Here is a 23583-nt window from a genome sequence, read left to right as displayed (position 1 = left end):
CCCTGCCACAGCCCCGGCCGCCCGACCAGGCCGGAGGAAGGGCTGTTCACCCCCCCTGCCCGCGGCACCGGCCGGAAGAAGCGAACGGACAAAAAGATGCCGAGCGCCAGCAGGGCGATATAGGCGACGACCAGCAGCGGAAAGGCCGGGTCGGCCAGCAGCACCAGCAGCCCCGTCCCCACCGCCGCCGCGCCGACCCAGACGAGAAAGATGCCCGGGATCAGCAGGTCGGCGGCCATCAGCAGCAGCCCGCCCGCGAGCCACAGAACCCAGGGTTCGAAGGTCACGGCTTGGGGCCCGCCGCGACGCCCGCGTGCCGAAAGACCTCCAGCGCGCCGGTGATGCCGCCGGCCAGCGCCGAGGCCTCGACCGGCACCACCACCAGCTTGGAGGCCGGGTTGGCCGCCAGCTCGCCGAAGGCCCGGATATAGCGCTCGGCGATGAAGTAGTTCAGCGCGGCGTCGCCGCCATCGCGGGCGGCGGCGGCGACCGAGCGGGTCGCCTCGGCCTCGGCCAGCGCCAGCCGCTCGCGCGCCTCGGCGTCGCGGCTGGCGGCTTCCAGGCGGCCTTCCGCCTCCAGGATCTGCGCCGCCTTTTCGCCCTCGGCGCGGGCGATCGAGGCCTCGCGCTCGCCCTGGGCGCGGGCGACGGTGGCGCGGCGCTCGCGCTCGGCGATCATCTGGGTGTTCATGGCGGCGACCAGATTGGCCGGCGGCTCGATCTTGCGGATCTCGACGCGGGTCACCTTGACCCCCCAGGGGTCGGTGGCGCCGTCGAGCACGCTGAGCAGATAGGTGTTGATCTTGTCGCGCGAGGACAGCGCCGCATCGAGGTCCATCTCGCCGATGATGGCGCGGATATTGGTCATCGACAGCGCGGTCAGCGCCAGGGTCAGGTTCTGCACCTGGTAGGCGGCGCGCTCCGGATCCATCACCCGGTAGTAGACGACGCCGTCGACCGAGACATTGGCGTTGTCGCGGGTGATGACGGCCTGCTCGGGAATGTCGAGCACCGTCTCCTGCACGTTCACCTTGTGGCCGATGCCGTCGATATAGGGCACCAGGAAGTTCAGCCCGGGCTGCAGGATGCGGGTGAAGGCGCCGAAGCGCTCGACCGTCCAGGCCTCGCCCTGGGGGACGGTGCGAATGCCCTTGAAGGCGGTGAGCACGGCCAGCGCCAGCAGCACGGCGAAGACGATCAGGGCCCCTTCGGACAACATCATGGCGGCGTTCTTCTCCCCGGTATGTGTGGAGAAGGTGGCACGGGCGCCGCGAAAAATCGCCTGCCCGCCCGCGCCGCCGTCGCGATTGTGTTGGGGCCCTGGCCTCAGGCGAAGACGAAGTCGCCGAAGGCCGGCATGGTGTCCAGGAAGAAGATGTCCTCGGAAATGCTGCGGTCGACGCTGACGACGCGCCAGATCTGGTGGTCGATCTGGTTCAGCAGCGCCCCCTCCTCCAGCGCGCCGTAGCCGACCAGCAGCACGCGGTCGCCCTCGGCGGCGTTGAAGTCGGTGACGACATCGCCATTGGCCTCGCCGGCCTTGAACAGGAAGGTGTCGGTGCCGGCGCCACCGGTCAGCCAGTCGCCATCCCGCCCGCCATCGAGGGTGTCGTCGCCGTCGCCGCCGCTCAGGATGTCGCGGCCGCCCTTGCCATGCAGCGTGTCGTTGCCGGCCCCGCCATCGAGCCGGTTGGCGCCGTTGTTGCCCCAGATCTCGTTGTCGAACTCGTTGCCGGTCAGCGACAGGCTGGCCTTGCCGGTCGCCGAAGCCAGCTTCAGCACCTCGATCTCCTGCCCGGCCTCGAGCGCGTAGCTGACGCTGGCGATGATGGTGTCGTGGCCGCCGCCCACCGCCTCGATCACCCGGTCGCCGGCAGAATCGACACCATAGGTGTCGTTGCCACCCTTGCCGATCAGCACGTCGTCGCCGGCGCCGCCGATCAGCTTGTTGCTGCCGTTGTTGCCGATCAAGGTGTTGTCGAACTCGTTGCCGGTCAGCGAGAGAGTGGCCTTGGCGGTGCGCGAGGCCAGCTTCAGCACCTCGATCTCCTGCCCGGCCTCGAGCGCGTAGCTGGTGCCGGCGATGACGGTGTCGTACCCGCCGCCCACCGCCTCGATCACCCGATCGCCCGGCGAGTCGACGCCGTAGAGGTCGTTGCCGCCCTTGCCGATCAACACGTCGTCGCCGCCGCCACCGACCAGCTTGTTGTTGCCGCCGTTGCCGACCAGCGTGTTGTCGAACTCATTGCCGGTCAGCCAGAGCGCCGCCTTGCCGGTCGAGGAGGCGAGCTGCAGCACCTCGATCCCCTGGCCCGGCATCAGCTGGTAGCTGGTGCTGGCGATCACCACATCGATGCCGGTGTTGTCGGGGTCTTCCTCGACAATATCCCAGAGGCTGTCGACGGCGAAGCGGGTGTTGCCGTCCAGGCCGATCATGTGGTCGTTGCCGGCGCCGCCATTCAGCGTGACCCAGGCCTCCGGGTCGGCCTCCGGGTCCAGCAGCCCGCCGATCAGCAGGTCATCGCCCGCGCCGCCCAGCGCCGTGCCACCCGGGCTCAGCATCAGCAGCGTGTCGTCGCCGTCGCCGCCGTGCAGCTCCACCTTCGCCGAGAAGGCTTCCATGTAGTCGGCGAAACCGGTGCCGATCAGGGTGAAGCGGCTGCCGAAATTCGCCGTCTCGAGCAGCGTCGGGCCATTCCAAATTTGATACCGGCCATCGAATTGGTCGACGAAGGACAATCCATCAGGCGAGGTCGAGTAGTCATAGGTCTTGCGGCTCATCCGCCATTCCTCCCGGTCGTGGCGGTCGCATGATCTCCGAAGATCGCAATGAAAGGCAGGAAAATCAGTACATAAGCAAGATCAACGCGTTCAGCCGAAGGCACCACATTCCAGCGACACCACAGCGGAAACTTCGCGCACCAGGGCGAAAATCTCGCGCAACGGGCGAATCAGCCGGTCCTGTTCCTCGCCATAGCCGTCATGGCGCGGCGTCGGGGCTTCGGCGAAATCGAGCTCGGCGCCGGGGGGCTCGCTGGCGGGGAAGACCTGTTCCAGCAGCTCCACCGCCGCCAGCACGTCGAGGCGCAGCAGCCGGCGCAGCAGCCCCTCCCGCGTCACGCCATGGCGGGGGGAGAAGTCGGGCACCTCGACGGCGATGATCCACAGCCGGTGGATCAGGCAGAGGCGCAGCGCATGCAGCGCGAAAAGCCGGTCCGGCATGCGCGGCGCCTGGCCCGGCCAAGCGGCGCGCAGCGCCAGGTCGTCGGCCTTCAGCCGGCGGAAGACGCCGCGCGCGGGGTCGCCGAGGCCGAGCTCCTCCAGCGCCGTCGCCACCGCCAGCAGCGCCGCGGCGCGGCCCGGGCGGCGGGTCTGCGCCGCGCGGTCCAGCCAGGTGCCGGGGTCCAGGCTGGCGACATAGCCGCGCAGCACATCGGCATCCGACAGCGCCAGCCCGGCGCGGGCGAAGGCCAGGGCATTGGCGAAGCGCGGGCTGTGGTGCAGCAGCTCGGCGAAGGCCTCGGCCTCCTGCAGCGCGCCATGGCCGAGGCCGTGCATCAGGTTCGCCAGGAAGCCCAGCTGCTGCAGCACGGCGTTGTTCGGGATGGCGCGCAGCTCGCGCGGGTGGCGGATGGCGACGGGGCCGCCGGCATCGCTCTGCCGGTTGGCGGGGCGGGAGCCGGTGCGGTCCAGCAGCGCCGGGCCGAAGGCGCCGAGCAGGGCGGCATAGCCGGCATCCTCGACCAGCCCGTTGAAGGCCACCCGGGCGCCGGCGAAAAGATCGGTGGCCGGGCTGGCCTCGGCATAGGCGGGGTCGGTGACCTCCGCCGGGACGGGGGCGAAGACATGCTCCGCCATGCGGGCGATGGTCGCATGCGCCAGCGCCGGGGTGCCGAACAGCAGATAGCCGTCGCCGCCCTGGAAGGCGGTCTCCAGCCGGGTCGGAATGCCGCGGGAGGCGAAGGCGGCGCGCACCGCCGGCGGCTCCAGATAGGCGAAGCGCGCGGCCAGGCCGTCGGGATGGCCGCCGCGGCCGAGGCCCTCGCCATGGGTGTCGAACAGCACGACCTCGAGCCCGCCCAGCCCATGGCGGACCAGCAGGTCGGCCACCCGCAGCTTCAGCCGCTCGATCAGCTGGGTGGCGGCGATCTGGCCGACATAGCGGCCGGAATCGGAATAGCCGAATTGCAGGCAGAGCCGCCCGACGCGCTTGAGATGCGCGCGCCAGTGCGGGCTGCGCAGCGCCTCCTCCACCACGCGCTCGCCGCGGCGCTCCAGGGCTTCCGCGGTCTCGAACAGGGGGGAAATCTCGACCTGGTCCTCGACCCCGGCCAGACGCGCCAGCAGCAGGGCGGCGAGCAGGGTGTAGCCGCTCTCGGTCTCGGCGACGAGGAAGCGGACCGGCTGGCTGGCGTCGATATGCTTGGTGATCTGGGCCACCGTCATCATCAGCCGGGCGGCGGAGGCCTGCTCGGCCATCAGCCCGCCGAAATCGACCGGCTCGGCGGTGGTCTCCTCCAGCGCGGTGTTGATGGCGGCGAACAGGGCGCGGCGGCGGGCCGGGTCCTCGGGCCCGCTGCCCAGATGCGGGAAGCGCAGGCGGGCGGCGTTGTGCAGCTGCGCCGCGTTCAGCCGGACATGGGTATGGGCCAGCGACAGGCCATGGGCGGCGAGGCCGGCGCGGGCGACGCAGAGGGCGAGCCGCGTCTCCTCCTCCCGCGCCGCGGCGAGCGCTGCGGGAAACAGGGAGAGCAGCGGGGCGGGGGTGACCAGCGCCGCCTCGCGCCCGCCGATCAGCGCCTGGGCGAAGGCCTGGACGGCCGCCGGGTCAGGGGTGCCGGCCGGGGGACAGGCGGCGAGCTGGGCGTCGAGCGCGGCCAGGGCCTCGGCCGCGCGGGCGCGCAGCGGGCCGGTGCAGGCCTGCGGCAGGGCGGCGAACTGCGCGGCCAGGCGGGCGAGCTGCAGCCGCTTCATGCGCAGCCGCAGGCGCAGCGTGTCGTGCCAGCCGATATCGGTGCGGCCGTCGGTGTCGTAGCCGACCCAGCTGGCCAGGATCACCGGCCGCGGGTCGAGCTGGGTCCAGCGGTCCGGCCAGATGGCCCGCGCGGTGCCGAGGAAGGCGGCGGCCAGCCGGTCCAGCGCGTCGCGGCCATTGGCGATGGCGGCAGCGGCCTGCTCGAACTCGTCGGCCAGCGTGGGGGCGGTGGGGCGCAGCGGCAGCGGCTCGTCGGGCGGGATGCCGCCGGCGGCGCGGGCCAGGGCCTGGCCGGATTCGCGCGGCAGGCTGAAGGTCGGGTGGGCGGTGAAGACGGCGGCGGCGCGGGGGCGTTCGCAGGCGGCGCGGAAGGCGGCGAGCGGCACCGGGCTGTCATCGGGGTCGGGGCGGGCGATGCGGGTGGCGATGGCGGCGAGCGCGCTGTCGGCGGTGGGCCGGCCGGCGCCGACGCTCTTGGCCAGGCGCTGCGCCTTATCGAGGAAGGCGGCGCGGCCGAGCTGGCGCAGGATGCCGGCGAGGTCGGCGTGGCTGGCCTGGCCTTCGTCGAGGCGTCGGCTGAGGGTCAGCGCGACCGACAGGGCCGGGTTGGCGAAGGGGTCGCCGCGCGCCGTCGAGCGGGCTGCGGCGACGAGGGCGATCAGCTCAGCTTCGGTGAAGGACGGCATGGGCGCCATGCTGCACCCGCTAAGCGGATTTGTGTTCCGATTCTTTCCGACAGAAAGAAGATGGGGGTCCAGGGGAATTCCTTCCCCTGGCCTTGCTTCAATCCTCGTCGCTGCGCCGCGCCAGCACCTCGCGCTTGCCGACATGGTTGGCCGGGCCGACGACGCCTTCCTTCTCCATCTGCTCGATCAGCTTGGCCGCGCGGTTGTAGCCGATCGACAGGTGGCGCTGGATGAAGGAGGTCGACGCCTTGCCTTCGCGGGTCACCAGCGCGACCGCCTGGTCGAACAGGCCCTTCTCGCCATCCGAGGCGCCGGCGATGCCGGACAGGGCGCTGTCGCCGCCTTCCTCCTCGGTCTCGGTGACCTCCTCGATATAGGCGGGCTCGCCCTGCTCGCGCAGCCATTCGACCACGCGCTCGACCTCGTTGTCGGTGACGAAGGGGCCATGCACGCGGCTGACGCGGCCGCCGCCGGCCATGTGCAGCATGTCGCCCTGGCCCAGCAGCTGCTCGGCGCCCATTTCGCCCAGGATGGTGCGGCTGTCGATCTTCGACGTCACCTGGAAGCTGATGCGCGTCGGGAAGTTCGCCTTGATGGTGCCGGTGATCACGTCGACCGAGGGGCGCTGCGTCGCCATGATCACATGGATGCCGGCGGCGCGCGCCATCTGCGCCAGGCGCTGCACCGCGGCCTCGATCTCCTTGCCGGCGACGATCATCAGGTCGGCCATCTCGTCGATGACGACGACGATCATCGGCAGCGGGGCGAGCGCCAGCGGCTGGTCCTCGAAGACCGGCTTGCCGGTGTCCGGGTCGAAGCCGGTCTGCACGCGGCGGGTCAGCACCTCGCCGCGGGCCAGCGCCGCCTGCACCTTCTCGTTGTAGCCACCGATGTTGCGGACGCCGAGCTGCGACATGGCGCGGTAGCGGCGCTCCATCTCGCGCACGGTCCATTTCAGCGCGCCGATCGCCTTGGGCGGCTCGGTGACGACGGGGGCCAGGAGGTGCGGGATGCGGTCATAGACCGACAGCTCCAGCATCTTCGGGTCGATCATGATGAAGCGGCACTCATCCGGCGTGAAGCGGTAGAGCAGCGACAGGATCATGGTGTTGATGCCGACCGACTTGCCGGAGCCGGTGGTGCCGGCGATCAGCAGATGCGGCATGCGGGCCAGGTCGGCCACCACCGGGGCGCCGCCGATATCCTTGCCCAGCGCCAGCGGCAGCTTGGCGGTGTGGCGGGCCCAGTCCTCGGCCGCCATCATCTCGCTGAAGAACACCATCTCGCGCTTGGCGTTGGGCAGCTCGACGCCGATGACATTGCGGCCGGGGACGGTGGCGATGCGCACCGCCATCACGCTCATGCTGCGGGCGATGTCGTCGGCCAGGCCGATGACGCGGGCCGACTTGGTGCCGGGCGCCGGCTCCAGCTCGTAGAGCGTGACCACCGGGCCGGGGCGGATCTCGACGATGCGGCCGCGCACCCCGTAATCCTCCAGCACCGATTCCAGCAGGCGGGCATTGTTTTGCAGCGCCTCCTCGCTGGGGCCGGCGGCACGGCGGGCAGGCGGCGCCTCCAGCAGGTCCAGCGGCGGCAGCTGGAAGCGGCTGGGCTCGGGCAGCGGCGCGGGCTTGGCCGGCCGGCGCGGCGGGGCCGGCGGCGGCGCGCGCTCGACCAGCCGCGGCGCCGGCGCCGGGGCGCGGCGCGGCGCCTCCATCTCCATCTCCGGCATCAGCTCGCCGTCATCCTCCTCGAGCGCCTCGGGCTCGGGGTGGCGCTGGCGGGCGGCGAAGCCGGGCTCGCGGCGGGCGGCCGCCGGCGTCACCATCGGCGCCGGGCGCGGCCGCAGCCCGCCCGGCGGCGCCTCGGCGGCGGCGGCATCGGCCGCGCGCAGCATGGCGGCCAGCTGCGGCGACGGCGCCTCGCTGCGGCGGGTGAACAGCCCGCCGACGGCGCCGCCCACCACCTTGAAGGGGGCGGCGAGCCGGGTGCCGAGGCTGGGCGCGCCTTCCTCCGGCGCCTCCTCGGCCCAGGCATATTGCGGCGGCGGCTGCGGCGCATCGACGCTGCGCTTCATCAGCCGCGAGGTCAGGCCGACGCCGCCGCGGGCGGCCGAGCCGGCGGCGCGCCCGGCCTGGCGCCAGGCCAGTAGCGGCACGCCGAGCGCGGCGAAGGACAGCGACCCGGCCAGGGCGACGATGCCGACCTGGGCGGCGAGCTTCCCCGCCGGGCCGAGCAGGGCGGCGAACAGCGCGTCGATCTTCTCGGCCAGCAGCGCGCCGATGGCGCCGCCGGGGCCGGCGATGGTCGGGCTGTTGGCGGCCAGCGGCGCCAGGTCGAGGGCGGCGCCCAGCAGCGGCACGGCGACGAGGACGGCCAGCGCCCGCCCGGCGAAGGGGGCGAGGCCCTTATGCGTCGCCAGCCGCCAGGCCCAGCCGAGGGCCACGCCCACCGGCAGATAGGCGCCCCAGCCGAAGGTCGGCAGCATCAGGTCGGCGACCATCGCGCCGGCCCAGCCACCGAGATTGGTGGGCTGCGCGTTGGTGGCGGTGGAGAAGGACGGGTCGCCCGGATTGTAGCTGACGAGGGCCACCATCAGCCCGAGGCCGATGAGGCCGAGCGCCAGCCCGGCCAGTTCCGCCCCGCGCCGGGCGAGGGCTGCCTTCAGCGCCGGGGAGGCGAAGCGACGGGCCCCGTCGGCCAGCCGCCCCCCGGGCGAGGCGACGGTGGAGGAAGATCGGTCTGCGAGAGCGCGCGGCATGGGCCTCAGTCGTCAGTTGCTGAGCGGATGCGTGAAGCTAGCATGGCAAAGGCTTGGCATAGAAGGAAACCTCTCGCGAGAGGTGATCGTCGGCGCGCCGCTGCAACCGGGCGCGGTGGCGCGGCCCCGTTTCAGCTTGCCATGGCGTCCAAAAGCGGGAGCTGCGCCTTGCGGGGCGGCGAATCTGCTGCATCTGCCAGGAGTCGCGCGCCACAGGACAGCAGATAAGCCGCGATGGCCTCGGCGTCGGCCGGCGGGCGGGTGGGATCGGCCGGGTCGCCGTGGGGCACGAAGATCAGGGTTCCATGCCGGGCGCGGGTCAGCAAAACCCGGTAGGTGTTGCGGATATGTCGCTGTGCCTCGGGCTGGGCCACCGAATGCCAGCGGCTGCCCGACAGGCGGCGGGCGCGCCACCCGGAAGGGCCGCGGATGAAGTCGCCGCCCCAGGCCAGCCCGACCCAGTCGAGCTCCAGCCCCTGGCAGGCATATTCGGTGGCGCAGACCTCCAGCGCGTCGGAGCCGCGGATATCCGGCCAGCGGCAGAGGAACCAATTGACCACCTCGGCATCGGCGCCGTGCAGCTGGGCGCCCAGCCCCTCGGCGCGCAGCCGCTTGGCCTTGGCCGAGCAGACCAGCCCGGCCCGCCGCAAGCCGCGCGCCTGTTCCCGCAAGGCATGCCGCAGCGCGCCCAGATCGCGGGTCAGATAGAAAGGCAGGTCGCCGGCGGCGGCGATGCCAGCGGCCTGCTGCGGCCGGTCGTTCAGCACCGCATCCACCCAATCGGCCGCACGGTCGTGATGCACCGAGCGCACCGGCACGGTCAGCGCCAGGTCGGGGTCGGGTTGCAGCCATGCCGGGTTGTCCGTGGCCAGGCGCTGCGCCGGCTCGGCCGCGATGTCCAGCACGGCCGGTGCTGCCGTGGCGCGCCAGAGGCCGTTGCTGGCAGCAATGACCCGGCCCCATTCGGCCAGCCCCGCCTCGCCGGTGTTGATCTCCTGCCCCTGGCCGATCAGCGCCACGATCACCGACCAGCCCGGGCGGCGGGCCATGATCTCCAGCAGATGCGCCGGCTCGGAATCGGTCAGGATTGAGCGCCGGCGCTGGGTGTCGCGCTGCGCCTGATGCGCATCCCAGGCGCGCTGCGCCTCGTCGAAGACCACCACCGCCTCGGCCGGAATTTCGTCGCGGTGGCGCTGGTGGTGCTCCAGGAAACGGTGGACGTTCTGCAGCAGGCTGCGCGCCTCGCGCCGTGGTTGGCGGCGGGTGCGGCCCTGGCGCTGCACCGCATCGCGCTCCAGCGCGCCACGCAGCACCGCGACCAGGGGCGCATTGCCGGTCAGGAAGGCAGCGCCTTCCTCCGCCGCCTGGCCGAAGACCAGGTTCAGCCCGCACAGCGTCTTGCCGGCCCCGGGCACGCCGGTGACGAAGACCACCCGCCGCTCGCCCGCCTGCCGCGCCCCGGCGATGGCGCGGCGGATCGCCGTGGTGGTGGCGCGCAGATTGGCGACATCGGCCCGCGCCGAGGCGATCTCCTCGACGCCATGCCGGTCGAACAGCCGCTGCGCCGCCTCGATGATGCCGGGCACCGGGCGATAGGGCGCCCGCGCCCAGGCGGCGCCGTCCAGCGGGATCGCCGGGGCGGGGATCGAGGCGTCGATCGCCGCCAGCAGCCCGGCCAGACCGGCGGCAGGGCTCATGAGCGGCGGCACCACGCCATGCCAGAGCAGCGGCAGGCTTTGCACAGGCGGCGGCGCCTTCTCGGCCAGCAGGATCGGCACCACCGGATGGGCGCGGCTGCCGGCATGGAAGTCGAAAAGGTCGAGGGCGTAATCCTCCACCTGCGCCAGGTCAGCGCGGGTGAAGGCCGTGGCGCGGTGCTTGAACTTGATTACCAGGATGGCGCGGTCGGTCAGCAGCACGGCGTCGATGCGCTTCTCCAGCCGCAGCAGATCGAATTCCAGCAGCACGGTCCAGGATTCCGCGCCTGGGATTTGCCGCAGCGTCGTCTGCAGCAGGCTGGCCAGGGCTTCCCAGGAGGCGATCTGTTCCGGCGTCACCTCGCGCAATTGCCGGGCCTGGCGGGCCGCCAGCCGCGCCGCCCAATCGCTCGGGCGATCCGCCAGGAAAACCACGCCCGTCGCCTCGACCCAGCCGCTCACCGCGCGCCCCTCTCCCGGCGAGGCCAGGTCGCCAAGCCGATGCTCGCCAGCATGAGCAGGAACCCTACCCCGTGCATGGTGGAGAAAGTCTCGCCCAGCACCAGCACCGCCATCCCTGCCGCGGCCGCCGGCAGCAATGCCGAGAAGATGCCGGCCACCCCGGCCGGTGCCCGCCGCAGCCCGGCATACCAGAGCAGCAGGCACAGCACCGAGGCCGTCAGGCTGTGGAAGACCAGCAGCGCCGAGACCGCCGGATCGGCCAGCGCCGCCACCGCGCCCAGCACCGGCAGGCAGAAGGGCAGCAGCAACAACAGGGAGAAGGCCTGCATCCAGAAGCTGGCGGTGACCAGCGGCACGCGCCCGACCAGGCGTTTCGCCAGCAGGACATAGGCGGCCTCGCCGCAGACGGCGACGAAGACCAGGGCGTTGCCCCAGAGACTGCTGCTGCCGCCACCCTCGCCGCTGGCCAGCCGCGCCAGGGTGATCGCCGCCATGCCGCCGCCGGCCAGCGCCACCGCCAGCCATTGCCGCGGTGGCATCCGCTCGCGCAGCCACAGCGCCGAGCCGATGGCGATCACCGCCGGCAGCGTCGCCAGCACCAGCCCGGCCTCCAGCGCCGTGGTGTGGCGCAGGCCGCTGAGCAGCGCGGCGTTGTACAAAAGCGTCCCCACCGCCGCCTGCGCCGCCAGGTTCAGCAGGGCCAGGCCGGACAGGCGGACGCGGCCCTCGCGGCGGCGCGCCAGCGGCCACAGGACCAGGCTGGCCAGCAGGCAGCGCAGCCCCAGGATCATCGCCACCGGCAGGGCCGCGGTCAGCAGCTTCGACACCGCGACATTGGCGCCGACCAGCGCCATCGACGACCCCAGCTGCAGATAGGCGGTCAGCATCAGTCGGTGTCGGCGGCCCTGAAGGGGGAGGCCTCGGAGAGGGCCGCCATTTCTTCCAGCATCGCCGGGCGCTCGGCCTCGAGGAACTCGGCGACGGCGCGGCGGAGGCCGCCATGGCAGATCCAATGGGCGGAGTAGGTCGGCACCGGCAGGTAGCCGCGCTGGATCTTGTGCTGGCCCTGGGCGCCGGCCTCGACCCGCTTCAGGCCCTGGGCGATGGCGAAGTCGATGGCCTGGTAGTAGCAGAGCTCGAAATGCAGGAAGGGCGCCTCCACCGACGCCCCCCAGTTGCGGCCATAAAGCGCGTCGCGGCCCATCAGGTTCAGCGCGCCGGCCACCGGCTCGCCGTCGCGCTCGGCAACCATCAGCACGACGCGGTCACCCAGCCGCTCGGCCAGCAGCGGCCAGAAGCGCTCGGTGAGATAGGCGCTGCCCCATTTGCGGTCGACGGTGTCCATGTAGAACCGATGAAAAGCCTTCCAGTGCCGCGGGGTGATGGCGGCGCCCTGCAGGGTGCGGAATTCCAGCCCGGCGGATTGCGCGTCGCGCCGCTCCCGCTTCAGCTGTTTCCGCTTCCGGCTGGACAGCGCCGCCAGGAAATCGTCGAAGGTCGAATACCCGTCGTTCAGCCAGTGGAACTGGGTGCCCAGCCGCCGCAGCCAGCCGGCCTCGCCCAGCGCGGTCCATTCCGCCTCGCCGCAGAAGGTGACATGGGCGGAGGAGAAGCCCAGCTGCTCGGTCGCCTGCGCCAGCGCCTGGCCCAGGGCGGCCGGCGGCAGGCCGGAGCCCGGGCGGATCAGCAGCCGCGGCCCCGGCACCGGGCTGAACGGCACCGCCACCTGCAGCTTGGGGTAGTAGTCGCCGCCGGCCCGCTCGAAGGCATCGGCCCAGGCATGGTCGAAGACATATTCGCCGTAGGAATGGCTCTTGGCATAGGCCGGCGCCACGGCCAGCAGCCGGCCGCCCGGGTCGCGCAGCGCCAGGTGCTGCGGCAGCCAGCCGCTGCGCGGGCTGGCCGAGCCGCTTTCCTCCAGCGCCGAGAGGAAGGCATGGCTGACGAAGGGGTTGTCGTCGCCCGCGCAGGCATCCCAGTCGATGGCCGCGATCTCGGCGATCTTCGGATGCAGGCGCAGGGTCAGTTCGGGGGCGCTGTCCGGCATGGTCCCCAGCATGTGCGCTGGCTTCGCCGCGGCGCAACCTCGGCTTGCCAAAAGGATAGGTTCAGAAGGGGCGGCAGGCCTCGCCGGTCGCCGCCGCCAGCCGCGCCATCCGCCGGGCCGCCACCGCGGCCCCCGCGGCGCCGCCGGCCAGCTTGGCGGCATGGCCTTCGACCATCTGCTCCAGCCCGGCCTCCACCGCCATCTCGGTGCCGACGGCCAGGCCCGTGGAGAAGGCCAGCCGCCGCAGCAGCCGCGCCAGCACCAGCGCGCCGGGGCGCAACCCATGCAGCTCGGCGACCTGGCGCATCAGCCGCAGCCCGATCAGCGCCATGGCCGCGGCATCGAGCGCGGGGGCCGGCATCACGGCGGTGGCGACGAAGACCTGCCGCGCCGCCTGGCCGCCCAGCGCCGCGACGCGCGCCGCCAGCACCGGCTGCAGCAGCCCGGCCGCCAGGCCGCGCGCCTCGCCCAGGGTTTTGGCGGCGCGGATCTGGTCGATGGCGGGGGCGGCCTCGGGCAGGCGCGCGGCGAGCGACTCGGCCCAGCGCAGCAAGGCGCGCGGCGGCGGCGCGGCGTCCGGGGTTTCCTTCAGCGTCTCGGCCAGGCGGTCCAGCGAGGACAGGCGGCGCAGCGCCCGCCATTCCCGCCAGGCCCCGGCGCCGAGCAGCCCCAGCACCCCCGCCCCCAGCGCGCTGCCGGCCCAGCCGAGGATTGCCGACCGGGCAAACAGCTCGTCCAGGGTGACGCCCAGCCACAGCCCGCCACCGCCCAGCACCAGCAGCCCGACGGCGCCGCCGGCCAGGCCCAGGCTGCGCAGCCAGCCGGCGCCGGCGACAGGCGCCACCGGCGTCAGGCTCACGGGTCCCTCATGCCGCACCAACCCGCCATTGACCGGAGCCGCGTCCCAACCGGGGTCCCAGGCCGGCGCGGGTTCGGGCGCATCGGCCCAGCCGGGGCCAGCTTCGCGGACAGGGGCTTTCTTTGGCGGCAGGGTCACAGCGCGTCCTCCAGCAGCCAGGCCAGCAGCGCATCCATATGGAGATGCGGCAGGCCCTCGCGCCCCTCGGGGTCGAGCACCGGCGGGCGGAATTCCGGCAGGGCGAAATAGGGCCGGCGCCAGAAGGGGTCGCCGGAGGGCGGGATCGAATCGGGGATCGGCCCGGGGCGGAAGGGCCGGCGGCGGGTTTCGCCCGATGGCACGCCGAAGACCACGGGGGGGCTGACGGTGGGCGCCCCGTCCTCGGTGCTGCGCAGGGCCGCGAGCGCGAAGTGGCGCGCCTTCGGCCCGGTCTCGCCCAGCATTGCCTGGAACATCGACAGGAAGGCGGGGCGCTGCACAGGCGGGATATGGTCCAGCTTGGAGGCGGCGAAGGCCACCCGCTTCAGCATCGGCAGCCGCAGCCAGCGCGAGCGGCTGCGCTGGTCATAGGCGCGGGCGATCTGCGCCACCGCCTGGCGCGCGTCCGCAAAGGCCCCCTCGCCCCCGCAGAGCGCGCCCAGAGCGTCGACCAGCACCACCTGGCGGTCGAAGCGGGCGAACCAGGGGTCGAAATAGCTGCGGCGCATATCTTCCCGGTAAGCGTCGAAGCGGCGGGCCAGCAGGTCGCGCAAGGAGCCGGGCGCCGCCGGGCCCTGGCCGGGGATGGGGAAGAACCACATCATCGGGCTGTCGCCCTTCGGCCCCGGCACCAGGAAGCGCCCCGGCTGCAGCCAGCGCAGCCCGAGCTCATCCCGCGCCGCCACCAGCAGGTCGCGATAGAGAAGGAAGCCGCGACGGGCGACCGCGTCCTCATCCGGGGCGTCAGGCGGCAAGCTGGCCAGGAAGGCGAAGAAGTCGGTGGCCAGCGCGGCGCGCGGCGGCTGCTTCAGCTGCGCCAGCGTCGCCGCCGACCACTGGGAAAAATCCTGGTCGAGCAGCGGCAGGTCCAGCAGCCATTCGCCGGGATAGTCCAGCAGCTCCAGCCGCAGCCGGCGCGGCGGCAGCAGGCCGCCCAGCCGGCCGCTGCGCGCCACCACCAGGGTCAGCGCGGCGCTGGCCAGGTCCGCGGTGCGCGGCGGCCAATGCGGCGTGGCGCCGGCGAGGTCGCGCAGCTTCTCCGCCGCGTCGAACCAGTCCAGCGCCTGGGTGCCCGAGGGCTCCAGCCGCACCGCCAGGATCCGCTGGCCGTTGGCCGCCAGCTGCCGGGTCAGCGCCGGCAGGCTGTCGCGCCCGCGGCCGAGCGCCAGCAGGTTGCTGATCAGCGAGGTGATGAAGACCGTCTTGCCCGAGCGGCTGAGCCCGGTGATGGCGACGCGAAGGCTGGTCTCGTTGAGCAGGCGCTCGGCCTCGTCGCCGAGCCGCGCCATGCCGTGCAGCAAGCGGTCCACTGTGCGTCCTTCTGCTCCAGACGGCTTAGGTGGGGTGCGCCAGGCCCCAGGCCAATGCCATGCGCCCCATGCCAGGCGCGCCAAAGCTCAAGCCTCATCAACCGCTGCGTTCATAAGACGAAGCTGCAATCGCTCAGGCCCCGGCGATGTCACCAAACCAAGCATGAAGCGCCGTTCATGCTTCGGTAACCCCCGCGCCCGACACCACTTCGCGGCGGGAACGCACACATGGCCATCCAATCCGATCTTCTCTGGACCAAGGACAGTTCCGCCTCCACCGCCGGCAGCGCCGAGGTGGTCGCCTATGACGCCGCCCGCGCCCTGGTCCTGGTGCTCGGTCCCGATGGCGTCGAGGCGCTGGACGCCGCGACCGGCGCGCTGCGCTTCGACCTGCCGAAGGCCGATCTCGGCACGCTCGGCACCGGCAACAGCGTCGCCGTCCACGGCAACGTGATGGCCGTCGCCTTCGATGGCGCCGAGCCCGGCAGCAACGGCACCGTCGCCTTCTACACCATCGCCGAGGATGGCAGCGAAGCCACCCTGCTGCGCGCGGTCGAGGTCGGCGCGGTGCCCGACATGGTGACCTTCACCCCCGATGGCGCCCGCCTGCTGGTGGCGATCGAGGGCGAGCCCAACGACAATTACGGCGTCGACGCCTCGGGCGACCCGGTGGGCGGCGTCGCCGTCATCGACGTGGCCTCCGGCGACATGTCCTTCCTGGGCTTCGAAGGCTTCGACACCGAGGCGCTGATCGCCGCCGGCGTGCGCATCAAGGGCGTGGACGGCGTCACCGCCGCGACCGACCTGGAGCCGGAATACATCGCCGTCTCCAAGGACGGCACCAAGGCCTATGTCACGCTGCAGGAGAACAACGCGATCGCGGTGCTCGACCTGACGACGATGGAATATACCGGCGTCTACGCGCTGGGCACCAAGGACCATTCCATCGAGGGCAATGGCCTCGACACCTCCGACCGCGACGATGGCGCGAATATCGGCACGGCGCCGGTGCAGGGCCTCTACATGCCCGACGGCATCGCCACCTTCGACCTGGACGGCAAGACCTACCTGGTCACCGCCAACGAGGGCGACGCCTCCGAATGGGGTGACTACAACGATGTCGGCCGGCTGAAGGACGCCGTGCTGGACGAGGCGACCTTCGGCGGCGCCGAGGGCATCGCCGCCCTGCAGGCCGATGCGGTGATGGGCCGGCTGAACATCTCGCTGGTCGATGGCGACACCGATGGCGACGGCGACATCGACGTCATCCACACGCTCGGCGGCCGCAGCTTCTCGATCTGGGAAGTGACCGAGGACGGCCTGGTGCAGACCTTCGACTCCGGCGACATGATGGAGCAGATGCTGCTCCAGCACGCCCCCGAGCTGCTGGATGACGGCCGCTCCGACGACAAGGGCCCCGAGCCCGAGAGCGTCACGCTGGGCACCATCGACGGCCAGCTCTACGCCTTCCTGGCGCTGGAGCGCGCCGATTCGGTCATGGCCTTCGCCATCACCGGGCCGGACGCCGCCGACTATGCCGGCATCATCCCGGTCGGCGACGCGCCGGAAGCCATCCTCTTCGTCGACGCCGCGGACGCCCCCGAGGGCATCGACGGCCCGATGCTGATCTCGCCGGCCGAGGGCTCGGGCACCACGACGCTGCACGAGCTGAGCGTCACGCCCACCGCCGGCGGCACCTTCACGCTGCAGATCCTGCATGCCTCCGACTTCGAGGCGGGCCTCGCCGCCGTCGACCGCGCCAGCCAGTTCGCGGCGATCGTCGACAAGCTGGAGGACAGCTACGCCAACAGCATCACGCTGTCCTCGGGCGACAACTACATCCCGAGCCCGTTCAACGCCGCCGGCACCGACCCCACGGTCAAGGACGAGCTGGTCGACCTCTATGCCTGGCTGCTGGGCGTCGAGCCCGCGGACCTGGCCGGCCTGGCGCTGAACCCGTCGACCATCGACATCGCCATCATGAACGCCATCGGCGTCGAGGCGAGCGTCTTCGGCAACCATGAATGGGACTTCGGCTCCAACGCGGTGGCCGCCGCCATCGACTTCACCAAGGGCAGCGGCACGACCTCCGCCGCGGTGACCTCGATCGGCGCGATGTTCCCCTATCTCGCCGCCAACCTGGACTTCTCGGGCGACCCGGCGATGGCGGCGCTGTTCACCGAGCTGCTGCGCGACGCCGCCAGCTACGCGACCACCGCCGATGACCTGGCGACGCCGGAGGCGCTGGCCGCCGAGGCCGCCGACGCCCAGGTCTCGCCCTGGACCATCATCGAGGAAGGCGGCGAGCAGATCGGCGTGCTCGGCGTCACCACCCAGCTGCTGGCCTCGATCTCGTCCCCCGGCCGCGTCACCGTGAAGGACCCGGCCGGCGACGGCGGCGTCAACAACACCGACGAGCTGGCCGAGATCCTGCAGGTCTATGTCGACCAGATGCTGGAGCAGGGCCTCAACAAGATCATCCTGCTGAGCCACCTGCAGCAGTACCAGCTGGAGCTCGACCTGGCCGGCAAGCTGTCCGGCGTCGATGTCATCATCTCCGGCGGCAGCCACGCCACCTTCGCCAACGAGGGCGACGTGCTGCAGCCGGGCGACACGGCTTCCGAGACCTATCCGGTGATCGTCACCGGCGCCGACGGCGGCAATGTCGCCATCGTCAACACCAACAACGAATACTCCTATGTCGGCCGGCTGGTGCTGACCTTCGACGCCGAGGGCAACATCATCCCCGACAGCATCGACCCGGCTGTGTCGGGCCCGGTGGTGGTCAACGAAGAGACTGTGGAAGAACTCTGGGGCGACGAGGACGCCTATGCCGAGGGCACCCGCGGCGGCGCCGTCAAGGACGTGACCGACGCCATCGGCGCGGTGATCGGCGCCAAGGACGGCAATGTCCTGGGCTTCACCGATGTCTACCTGGAAGGCCGCCGCGGCGAGGTCCGCACCGAGGAGACCAACCTCGGCAACCTCTCGGCCGATGCCAACCTGTTCGTGGCCAGGCAGGTCGATGCGGCGGTGACCGTCTCGATCAAGAATGGCGGCGGCATCCGCGCCGAGATCGGCGCCATCGGCACCGGGGCGGATGCGGGCGAGCTGCCTCCGCAGGCCAATCCGGACGCGAACAAGCCGGAAGGCGGCGTCAGCCAGCTCGATATCGAGAACTCGCTGCGCTTCAACAACGCGCTGTCGATCGTCACCGTCTCTGCCGGGGATCTGGTGCGGATCTTCGAGCATGCGGTGGCCGGCGTCGCGCCGGGCGCCACCCCGGGCTCCTTCGGCCAGGTCGGCGGCGTCTCCTTCAGCTATGACGCCTCGGCCACGGCGCAGAAGCTGAATGTCGACGGCAGCGTCGCGGTGGCCGGCGCCCGCATCCAGAACCTGGTGATCCTGGGCGAGGACGGCCAGGTGCTGGACACCATCCTGGTCGACGGCCAGCTGGTGGGCGATGCCGCCCGCGACATCCGCATGGTGACGCTGAGCTACCTGGCCGATGGCGGCGACGGCTATCCGATCGGCCTCTACGCCACCGACCGCATCGACCTGCTGGACAACGCGGCGCTGTCCGACGGCGAGGCCACCTTCGCCGCCCGCGGCAGCGAGCAGGACGCGCTGGCCGAATACCTGAAGGCCGAGCACGGCACCGCCGAGACCGCCTATAACGAGGTCGATGCCGGCCAGGCCACCGACGAGCGCATCCAGAATGTCTCTGTGCGGGAGGACACCGTTCTTGGCGCCCGGCAGGCGGGCGACGAGGGCGCCGACACGCTGGTCGGCACCGCCGGCCGCGACTTCCTGCAGGGCGGCGCCGGCGACGACGTGCTGGAAGGCCGCGGCGGCAGCGACCGGCTGGATGGCGGCACCGGCACCGACACGGCGGTGCTCGCCGGGTCCATCGCCGACTACAGCCTGGCCCGCGCCGGCAGCAGCCTGGTGCTGAGCAGCGACGAAGGCCAGACCACGCTGGTCAGCATCGAGCAGCTGCGCTTCGCCGATGCCGCGATCAGCCTCGAGGGCAGCGACTGGCTGTTCGACGCCGCCGCCTACTACGTCGCCAACCCGGATGTCTTCGCCGCCGGGCTGGATGCGGAAGCGCATTACACGAAGTTCGGCGCCGCCGAGGGCCGTGCCGCGAACGCCGTCTTCGACGCCTCCTTCTACCTGGCGGCCAACCAGGACGTGGCGGCCTCGGGCATGGGCGCGCTGGAGCATTACCGTCTCTATGGCGGCGAGGAGGGGCGCGACGCCTCGCTCGACTTCGACAATGCCGGCTACCTGGCGATCAACGCCGACGTGGCCGAGGCCGGCATCGAAGCCCTGGCGCATTACCTGGCCAATGGCATGGCCGAGGGCCGCACCACGGTCCGCGCCGTGGGCAGCGACCTGCAGGGCGGCTTCGACCGCCAGTTCTACCTGGCGACGAATGGCGACGTCGCGGCGGCCGGCGTCGACGCCTTCGCCCATTGGACGGCCTTCGGCGCCGCCGAGCAGCGCGACCCGAACGCCTATTTCGACACCTCCTACTACCTGGAGAACAATGCGGACGTGGCGGGCTCGGGCGTCGACGCCCTGGTCCACTTCCAGACCTATGGCTTCAAGGAAGGCCGCGACCCCTCGGCGCTGTTCGACACCTCGGCCTATCTGGCGGCGAACGAGGACATCGCCGAGGCCGGCATCGACCCGCTGGCGCATTACCTGACCACCGGCCTCTTCGAAGGGCGCCTGCCCGTCGCGGTGACCGAGGAGCTGCTGATCGCCTGATGCGGCAAGGGGGCGCGGCATCGCGCCGCGCCCCCTCATCGGGCCGCCCGAATCAGAAGGGGCGCTGGCCAACCCGGCCAGCGCCCCTTTTCCGTCTCAGAACCGCTTCTGGAAGAAGAAGCGCGTATGGCCGGTCGGATTGTCCGGCACCGCGCCGAACTCGACATAGCCCTGCTTCCTGTAGAAGTCCGGCGCCTGGAAGCTGTAGCTGTCCAGCCAGACGCCGGCGCAGCCGCGGGCGCGGGCCTCGTCCTCGGCCGCGGCCAGCAGGCGCGCGCCGAGGCCGCCACCGCGCAGCTCTTCCGGCAGGTTGAACAGCTCGATGAACAGCCAGCCCTTGTCGGTCCGCCCGGTCAGCCCGCCGATGACGATGCCCGACTCCGGGTCGCGCACCACGACATGCAGCGGCCGGGTGCCCGGCGGCCCCACCTTGGAGCGGTTATAGGCCAGCAGGCCTTCCAGGATGGCGCCGCGGATCGCCGGGTCGGCGTCGTCGGAGACCTCGAAATCGTCGCTCAAGGCGCGATCTCGAACATCCCCTCGACCTCGACGGCGGCGTCCATCGGCAGCGAGGGCACGCCGATGGTGCTGCGGGCATGGCGCCCGGCCTCGCCGAAGACGGCGACGGCCAGGTCGGAGGCGCCGTTCATCACCAGCGCATGCTGGGTGAAGTCGGGGCCGGCGGCGATGAAGCCGCCCAGGCGGATCACCCGGGTCACCCGGTCGAGGTCGCCCACCGCCGCCTGCAGCTGCGCCAGCACGTTGACCAGGCAGAGCTCGGCGGCCTGCTTGCCGGTGTCGATGCCGTCGGCGGTGACCTTGCCGGTGAAGGCGACGCGGCCGTCGCGCATCGGCACCTGGCCGGAGACCACCACCAGCCGGCCGTCGAGGCCGAGGGTGAAGGGGACGTAGTTGGCGACGGGCGCGGCCGGGGTCGGCAGGGTGATGCCGAGCCCGGCCAGGCGCTGGGCGACGTTTCCGGCCATGGGGCTTTTCCTTCCTTCAGACGATCAGGGGGCGCCGCTCAACCGACCAGGCGGAAGGTCCGGCGGCGGGCGGCGGGGGAAGGCTGCGCCGGCAGGTCCAGCGGCAGCAGCGGCCCGCGATCGCCCGGCAGGCCGACGGCGTCGACGGCGCATTCCTCGATGGTCGGGTCCGGCCACAGCCGGCGCGCCTCGCCGCCGCCCAGGTGGCTGATCGCCAGCCGGCGGAAGGCCCAGTCCATCACCGAGGTGGCGCAGAGGATATCGGCATCCCCCTCCACCGGGCCGGAGGGGCCGAAGCGGGTATAGGAGAAGGCGGTGACGTAATCCGACAGCGGCACGCCGCGGGCCAGGCCGATATTCACCGCCTGCAGGAAGCCGTCCAGCAGCCCGCGCAGCGCGCTGCCATCCTTGCCTTCCTTGCTCATCGACAGGCCGATCTCGACCAGGCTGCCATCGGCGGCCTCCGTCGTGCGCAGCATGACGCGGTGGCCGCCGACGACGACGCGCCAGACATTGCCGCGGGCGGCGACGGCGGGGCGCGGCGCCGGCAGCGGCCGGGCCGGCTCGGGGCGCGCCAGCGGCGCCGGGGCGGCGGCATGCAGATAGGGGCGGATGGCGGCTTCCATCGCCACCCGGGCGGCGTCGGGCACCGGGGCCAGCAGCGTCTCGGCCTGGCGCTCGCCCTGCAGCAGGGCGGCGCGGCGGGCGGCGACGGTGGGCTGCTCGGCGACGCGGCCGTCCTCGTCCAGCACCAGGCGGGTGGCGCCCTGGGCCGGGGCCAGGCCGCCGGTCTCGCAGCCCAGCAGCGCCTCGGCCGCATCCGCCGCGGTCAGGGCGAAGCTGCCATGGTGGCGCAGCCCTTGCGTCGCGCCGGCGGCATCCAGCGCGCGGCGGGCGGCCACCGCCAGGCCGGGGATGGCGCAGCGGGCGGGCGGCGCGGGCCACAGCAGGGCGGCGGGCTCGCGCGCGCCATGCTTCTCGGCCAGCCGCGCGCTGGCCTGCTCGGCAGCACCCCGGGTCAGGGCGGACAGCGCATTGGCGACATCGCGGGCGGCGGGGGAATCATAGGCCAGGCCGCAGGCGGCCAGCAGGCCGGACAGGTCGGCGAAGCCCAGCCGCAGCCGCTGCGCGCGGCCGCCGGTCAGCACCTCCAGCGCCTGCACCCCGGTGCCGACGGCCGCCGCATAGCCGGCCGCGTCGAAGCCGCCGGCGGAATCGAGGAAGGCCGGCAGGTTGAGCACGAAGCGTGGCTCGACCTTGGCATCGCCGCGCCAGGTCGAGGCGCCGGGGGCGCCGCGGCGGGTGATCACCAGCTGGCGCAGCGACTCGGCCAGGGCCACGGCGTCGATCGCCTCCAGCACGCCAGTCTGCAAGGCGCGGGCGGAGAGGCGGGCGATCCAGCCCTCGGCCAGGCTGGGCAGCGAGACCGGGCCCAGCCCGGGGGCCAGGCAGGCCAGGGCCTCGGCCGCGCTCTGTTCCCAGGTGGCGGGCAGCGCGATGGCGCGTGGCGGGGAATCGGGGTCCGCCGATGCCCGCGTGCGCCGCAGCGCCATGCCTTCCCAGGGGGTGCCTGCAATCCGTGCCATGCTGCAAAAGGTAGCGGCAGGCCGCGCCGGGCGATAGGCGGGGGGATGGCCAAAACGCGGGCTTGGCGTTGATTTCGCGCCGGTTGCGAGGAAGCGGCCGACCGCGGTTCGGCGGCAGCCACGCCGCGGCGCCGGGGCTGGCACACGGGGCTGTCATGGCTGGGGCGCGGCCTCGCCTTCCCCTCGGGCGCCGCATGTGCGAAGGAAGCGCCGAGAGGGTGCAGGGGTGGGCTTCCAGCCAGGCCCGGGCGCCCCATCTATGCTTCGCGGCCGCCCGCTCCCCCGGCGGGCGCCATCCCCCCGGCCTCATGGAAATGACCGAGACATGTCCTTCCTGCAGCGGCTGACCACTGGCTTCTCCGCCAGCAAGATCGGCACCGACCGCTTCGGCAACAGCTATTACGAGAGCCGCAAGACCTGGCTCGGCTATGGCCGCAAGCGTCGCTTCGTCCTGTACAAGGGCGAGGCCGACCCGACCATGGTGCCGGCCGAGTGGCATTGCTGGCTGCATCACGTGACCGATGCGCCGCTGTCCGAGACCAAGCGCCACGCCTGGCAGCAGGAGCACACGCCGAACCGCACTGGCACCGCCCTGGCCTATCGCCCGGCGGCGCCCGCGGCCAGCGGCGGCCCGCGCCCGGCCACCGCCGGCGATTACGAAGCCTGGACCCCCGGTAGCTGATCGCGTGTCAGGACGCATGATGCAGAGCCGCAACCTGGCCGAAGTGCTGACCGGCGCCGTGGTGCTGGCCGTCGCCGCCTTCTTCCTGGTCTTCGCCGTCGGCCAGACCGGCCGCAGCTTCGGCAGCAGCGGCGGCGGCATCACCCTGACCGCCAAGTTCGACCGCATCGACGGGTTGAGCGCCGGCGCCGACGTGCGCATCGGCGGCGTCAAGGTCGGCAGCGTGGTCGACCAGCGCATCGACCCCAAGACCTACCTGGCGGTGCTGAAGCTGCGCGTCGATGGCGGCATCGAGGTGCCGACCGACAGCTCGGCCGAGATCACCTCGGAAAGCCTGCTGGGCGGCAAGTATGTGGCCCTCGTCCCCGGCGGCGCCGACGCCATGCTGCGCGACGGTGCCGAGATCGGCATCACCCAGTCGGCGGTCAGCCTGGAATCGCTGCTGGGCCGCTTCATCTTCTCGGTGACCGAGCTCACCTCGGCCAATACCCCGCGCACCGACGGCCAGGCGGCGCCCGCCCGGCGGCGCCGACGCCATGCTGCGCGACGGTGCCGAGA

16 protein-coding genes are annotated in these 23583 nt (G+C 72.3%); 3 read left to right on the top strand and 13 right to left on the bottom strand.

Annotation, left to right across the window (positions count from 1 at the left end; translation table 11 throughout):
- The 10 genes from GVN67_RS19605 to GVN67_RS19560 form a co-directional block, all read right to left on the bottom strand.
- Positions 1 to 287: NfeD family protein (locus tag GVN67_RS19605; protein ID WP_368667251.1), on the bottom strand; the 287-nt coding region annotated here is incomplete at its 3' end.
- Complete coding sequence (locus GVN67_RS19600) at positions 284 to 1222, bottom strand: SPFH domain-containing protein (protein WP_200845319.1); 939 nt, start codon at positions 1220 to 1222, stop codon at positions 284 to 286. The genes GVN67_RS19605 and GVN67_RS19600, both read right to left, overlap by 4 nt.
- A gap of 104 nt (positions 1223 to 1326) precedes the next feature.
- On the bottom strand, positions 1327 to 2781 hold the full coding sequence (locus GVN67_RS19595) for a calcium-binding protein (protein WP_159999017.1): 1455 nt from the start codon (positions 2779 to 2781) through the stop codon (positions 1327 to 1329).
- A 90-nt stretch (positions 2782 to 2871) separates the two neighbouring features.
- Complete coding sequence (locus tag GVN67_RS19590) at positions 2872 to 5661, bottom strand: phosphoenolpyruvate carboxylase (protein WP_159999016.1); 2790 nt, start codon at positions 5659 to 5661, stop codon at positions 2872 to 2874.
- Between the two features lie 97 nt (positions 5662 to 5758).
- Entirely contained in the window at positions 5759 to 8422 is a 2664-nt protein-coding gene (locus GVN67_RS19585; protein WP_235035380.1) for a DNA translocase FtsK, read from the bottom strand.
- A 131-nt stretch (positions 8423 to 8553) separates the two neighbouring features.
- Positions 8554 to 10581 (bottom strand): DUF2075 domain-containing protein, encoded by a 2028-nt coding sequence (locus tag GVN67_RS19580; RefSeq protein ID WP_159999015.1) that lies wholly within the window; start codon positions 10579 to 10581, stop codon positions 8554 to 8556.
- On the bottom strand, positions 10578 to 11468 hold the full coding sequence (locus tag GVN67_RS19575; protein WP_235035379.1) for a DMT family transporter: 891 nt from the start codon (positions 11466 to 11468) through the stop codon (positions 10578 to 10580). The genes GVN67_RS19580 and GVN67_RS19575 overlap by 4 nt, the downstream gene beginning before the upstream one ends.
- Positions 11468 to 12640 (bottom strand): GNAT family N-acetyltransferase, encoded by a 1173-nt coding sequence (locus tag GVN67_RS19570; RefSeq protein ID WP_235035378.1) that lies wholly within the window; start codon positions 12638 to 12640, stop codon positions 11468 to 11470. Before GVN67_RS19570 ends, GVN67_RS19575 begins: the two co-directional genes overlap by 1 nt.
- Before the next feature lie 49 nt (positions 12641 to 12689).
- Positions 12690 to 13487, bottom strand: a complete 798-nt coding sequence (locus GVN67_RS19565) for a DUF697 domain-containing protein (protein WP_159999014.1) — start codon at positions 13485 to 13487, stop codon at positions 12690 to 12692.
- A 134-nt stretch (positions 13488 to 13621) separates the two neighbouring features.
- A complete protein-coding gene (locus tag GVN67_RS19560; protein ID WP_159999013.1) occupies positions 13622 to 14995 on the bottom strand; it encodes a YcjX family protein in 1374 nt (457 codons plus the stop codon).
- A 228-nt stretch (positions 14996 to 15223) separates the two neighbouring features.
- Here GVN67_RS19560 and GVN67_RS19555 point away from each other — a divergent pair, with 228 nt between their 5' ends.
- Positions 15224 to 19771, top strand: coding sequence for a choice-of-anchor I family protein (locus GVN67_RS19555; protein WP_159999012.1), 4548 nt, complete (start codon positions 15224 to 15226; stop codon positions 19769 to 19771).
- 96 nt (positions 19772 to 19867) lie between these two features.
- On the opposite strand, the gene GVN67_RS19550 is transcribed toward GVN67_RS19555, so the two are convergent.
- The 3 genes from GVN67_RS19550 to GVN67_RS19540 are packed head-to-tail and all read right to left on the bottom strand — an operon-like array spanning position 19868 to position 22310.
- Complete coding sequence (locus tag GVN67_RS19550) at positions 19868 to 20290, bottom strand: GNAT family N-acetyltransferase (protein WP_159999011.1); 423 nt, start codon at positions 20288 to 20290, stop codon at positions 19868 to 19870.
- Positions 20287 to 20757, bottom strand: coding sequence for a RidA family protein (locus GVN67_RS19545; RefSeq protein ID WP_159999010.1), 471 nt, complete (start codon positions 20755 to 20757; stop codon positions 20287 to 20289). The genes GVN67_RS19550 and GVN67_RS19545 overlap by 4 nt, the downstream gene beginning before the upstream one ends.
- A 38-nt stretch (positions 20758 to 20795) precedes the next feature.
- The gene (locus tag GVN67_RS19540) at positions 20796 to 22310 is read right to left on the bottom strand and encodes a TSCPD domain-containing protein (RefSeq protein WP_159999009.1); all 1515 of its coding nucleotides are present in this window, start codon (positions 22308 to 22310) and stop codon (positions 20796 to 20798) included.
- 358 nt (positions 22311 to 22668) lie between these two features.
- Here GVN67_RS19540 and GVN67_RS19535 point away from each other — a divergent pair, with 358 nt between their 5' ends.
- Entirely contained in the window at positions 22669 to 23025 is a 357-nt protein-coding gene (locus GVN67_RS19535; RefSeq protein ID WP_159999008.1) for an NADH-ubiquinone oxidoreductase subunit NDUFA12 family protein, read from the top strand.
- A 19-nt stretch (positions 23026 to 23044) separates the two neighbouring features.
- On the top strand, positions 23045 to 23583 hold a 539-nt coding region (gene mlaD, locus GVN67_RS19530; protein WP_159999007.1), incomplete at its 3' end, for an outer membrane lipid asymmetry maintenance protein MlaD.

The organism is Roseomonas sp. 18066, assembly GCF_902706185.1.
Taxonomy (GTDB): domain Bacteria; phylum Pseudomonadota; class Alphaproteobacteria; order Acetobacterales; family Acetobacteraceae; genus Pseudoroseomonas.
Note: the sequence above shows the minus strand (reverse complement) of the source record. Positions and strands in the feature narration are given on the sequence as shown.

Excerpts from the sequence above, each read along its gene's own strand:
- GVN67_RS19540 (WP_159999009.1), bottom strand. The coding sequence starts at position 22,310 with ATGGCGCTGCGGCGCACGCGGGCATCGGCGGACCCCGATTCCCCGCCA.
- GVN67_RS19585 (WP_235035380.1), bottom strand. The coding sequence starts at position 8,422 with ATGCCGCGCGCTCTCGCAGACCGATCTTCCTCCACCGTCGCCTCGCCC.
- GVN67_RS19575 (WP_235035379.1), bottom strand. The coding sequence starts at position 11,468 with ATGCTGACCGCCTATCTGCAGCTGGGGTCGTCGATGGCGCTGGTCGGC.
- GVN67_RS19590 (WP_159999016.1), bottom strand. The coding sequence starts at position 5,661 with ATGCCGTCCTTCACCGAAGCTGAGCTGATCGCCCTCGTCGCCGCAGCC.
- GVN67_RS19555 (WP_159999012.1), top strand. The coding sequence starts at position 15,224 with ATGGCCATCCAATCCGATCTTCTCTGGACCAAGGACAGTTCCGCCTCC.
- GVN67_RS19535 (WP_159999008.1), top strand. The coding sequence starts at position 22,669 with ATGTCCTTCCTGCAGCGGCTGACCACTGGCTTCTCCGCCAGCAAGATC.
- GVN67_RS19545 (WP_159999010.1), bottom strand. The coding sequence starts at position 20,757 with ATGGCCGGAAACGTCGCCCAGCGCCTGGCCGGGCTCGGCATCACCCTG.
- GVN67_RS19600 (WP_200845319.1), bottom strand. The coding sequence starts at position 1,222 with ATGATGTTGTCCGAAGGGGCCCTGATCGTCTTCGCCGTGCTGCTGGCG.
- GVN67_RS19570 (WP_235035378.1), bottom strand. The coding sequence starts at position 12,640 with ATGCTGGGGACCATGCCGGACAGCGCCCCCGAACTGACCCTGCGCCTG.
- GVN67_RS19595 (WP_159999017.1), bottom strand. The coding sequence starts at position 2,781 with ATGAGCCGCAAGACCTATGACTACTCGACCTCGCCTGATGGATTGTCC.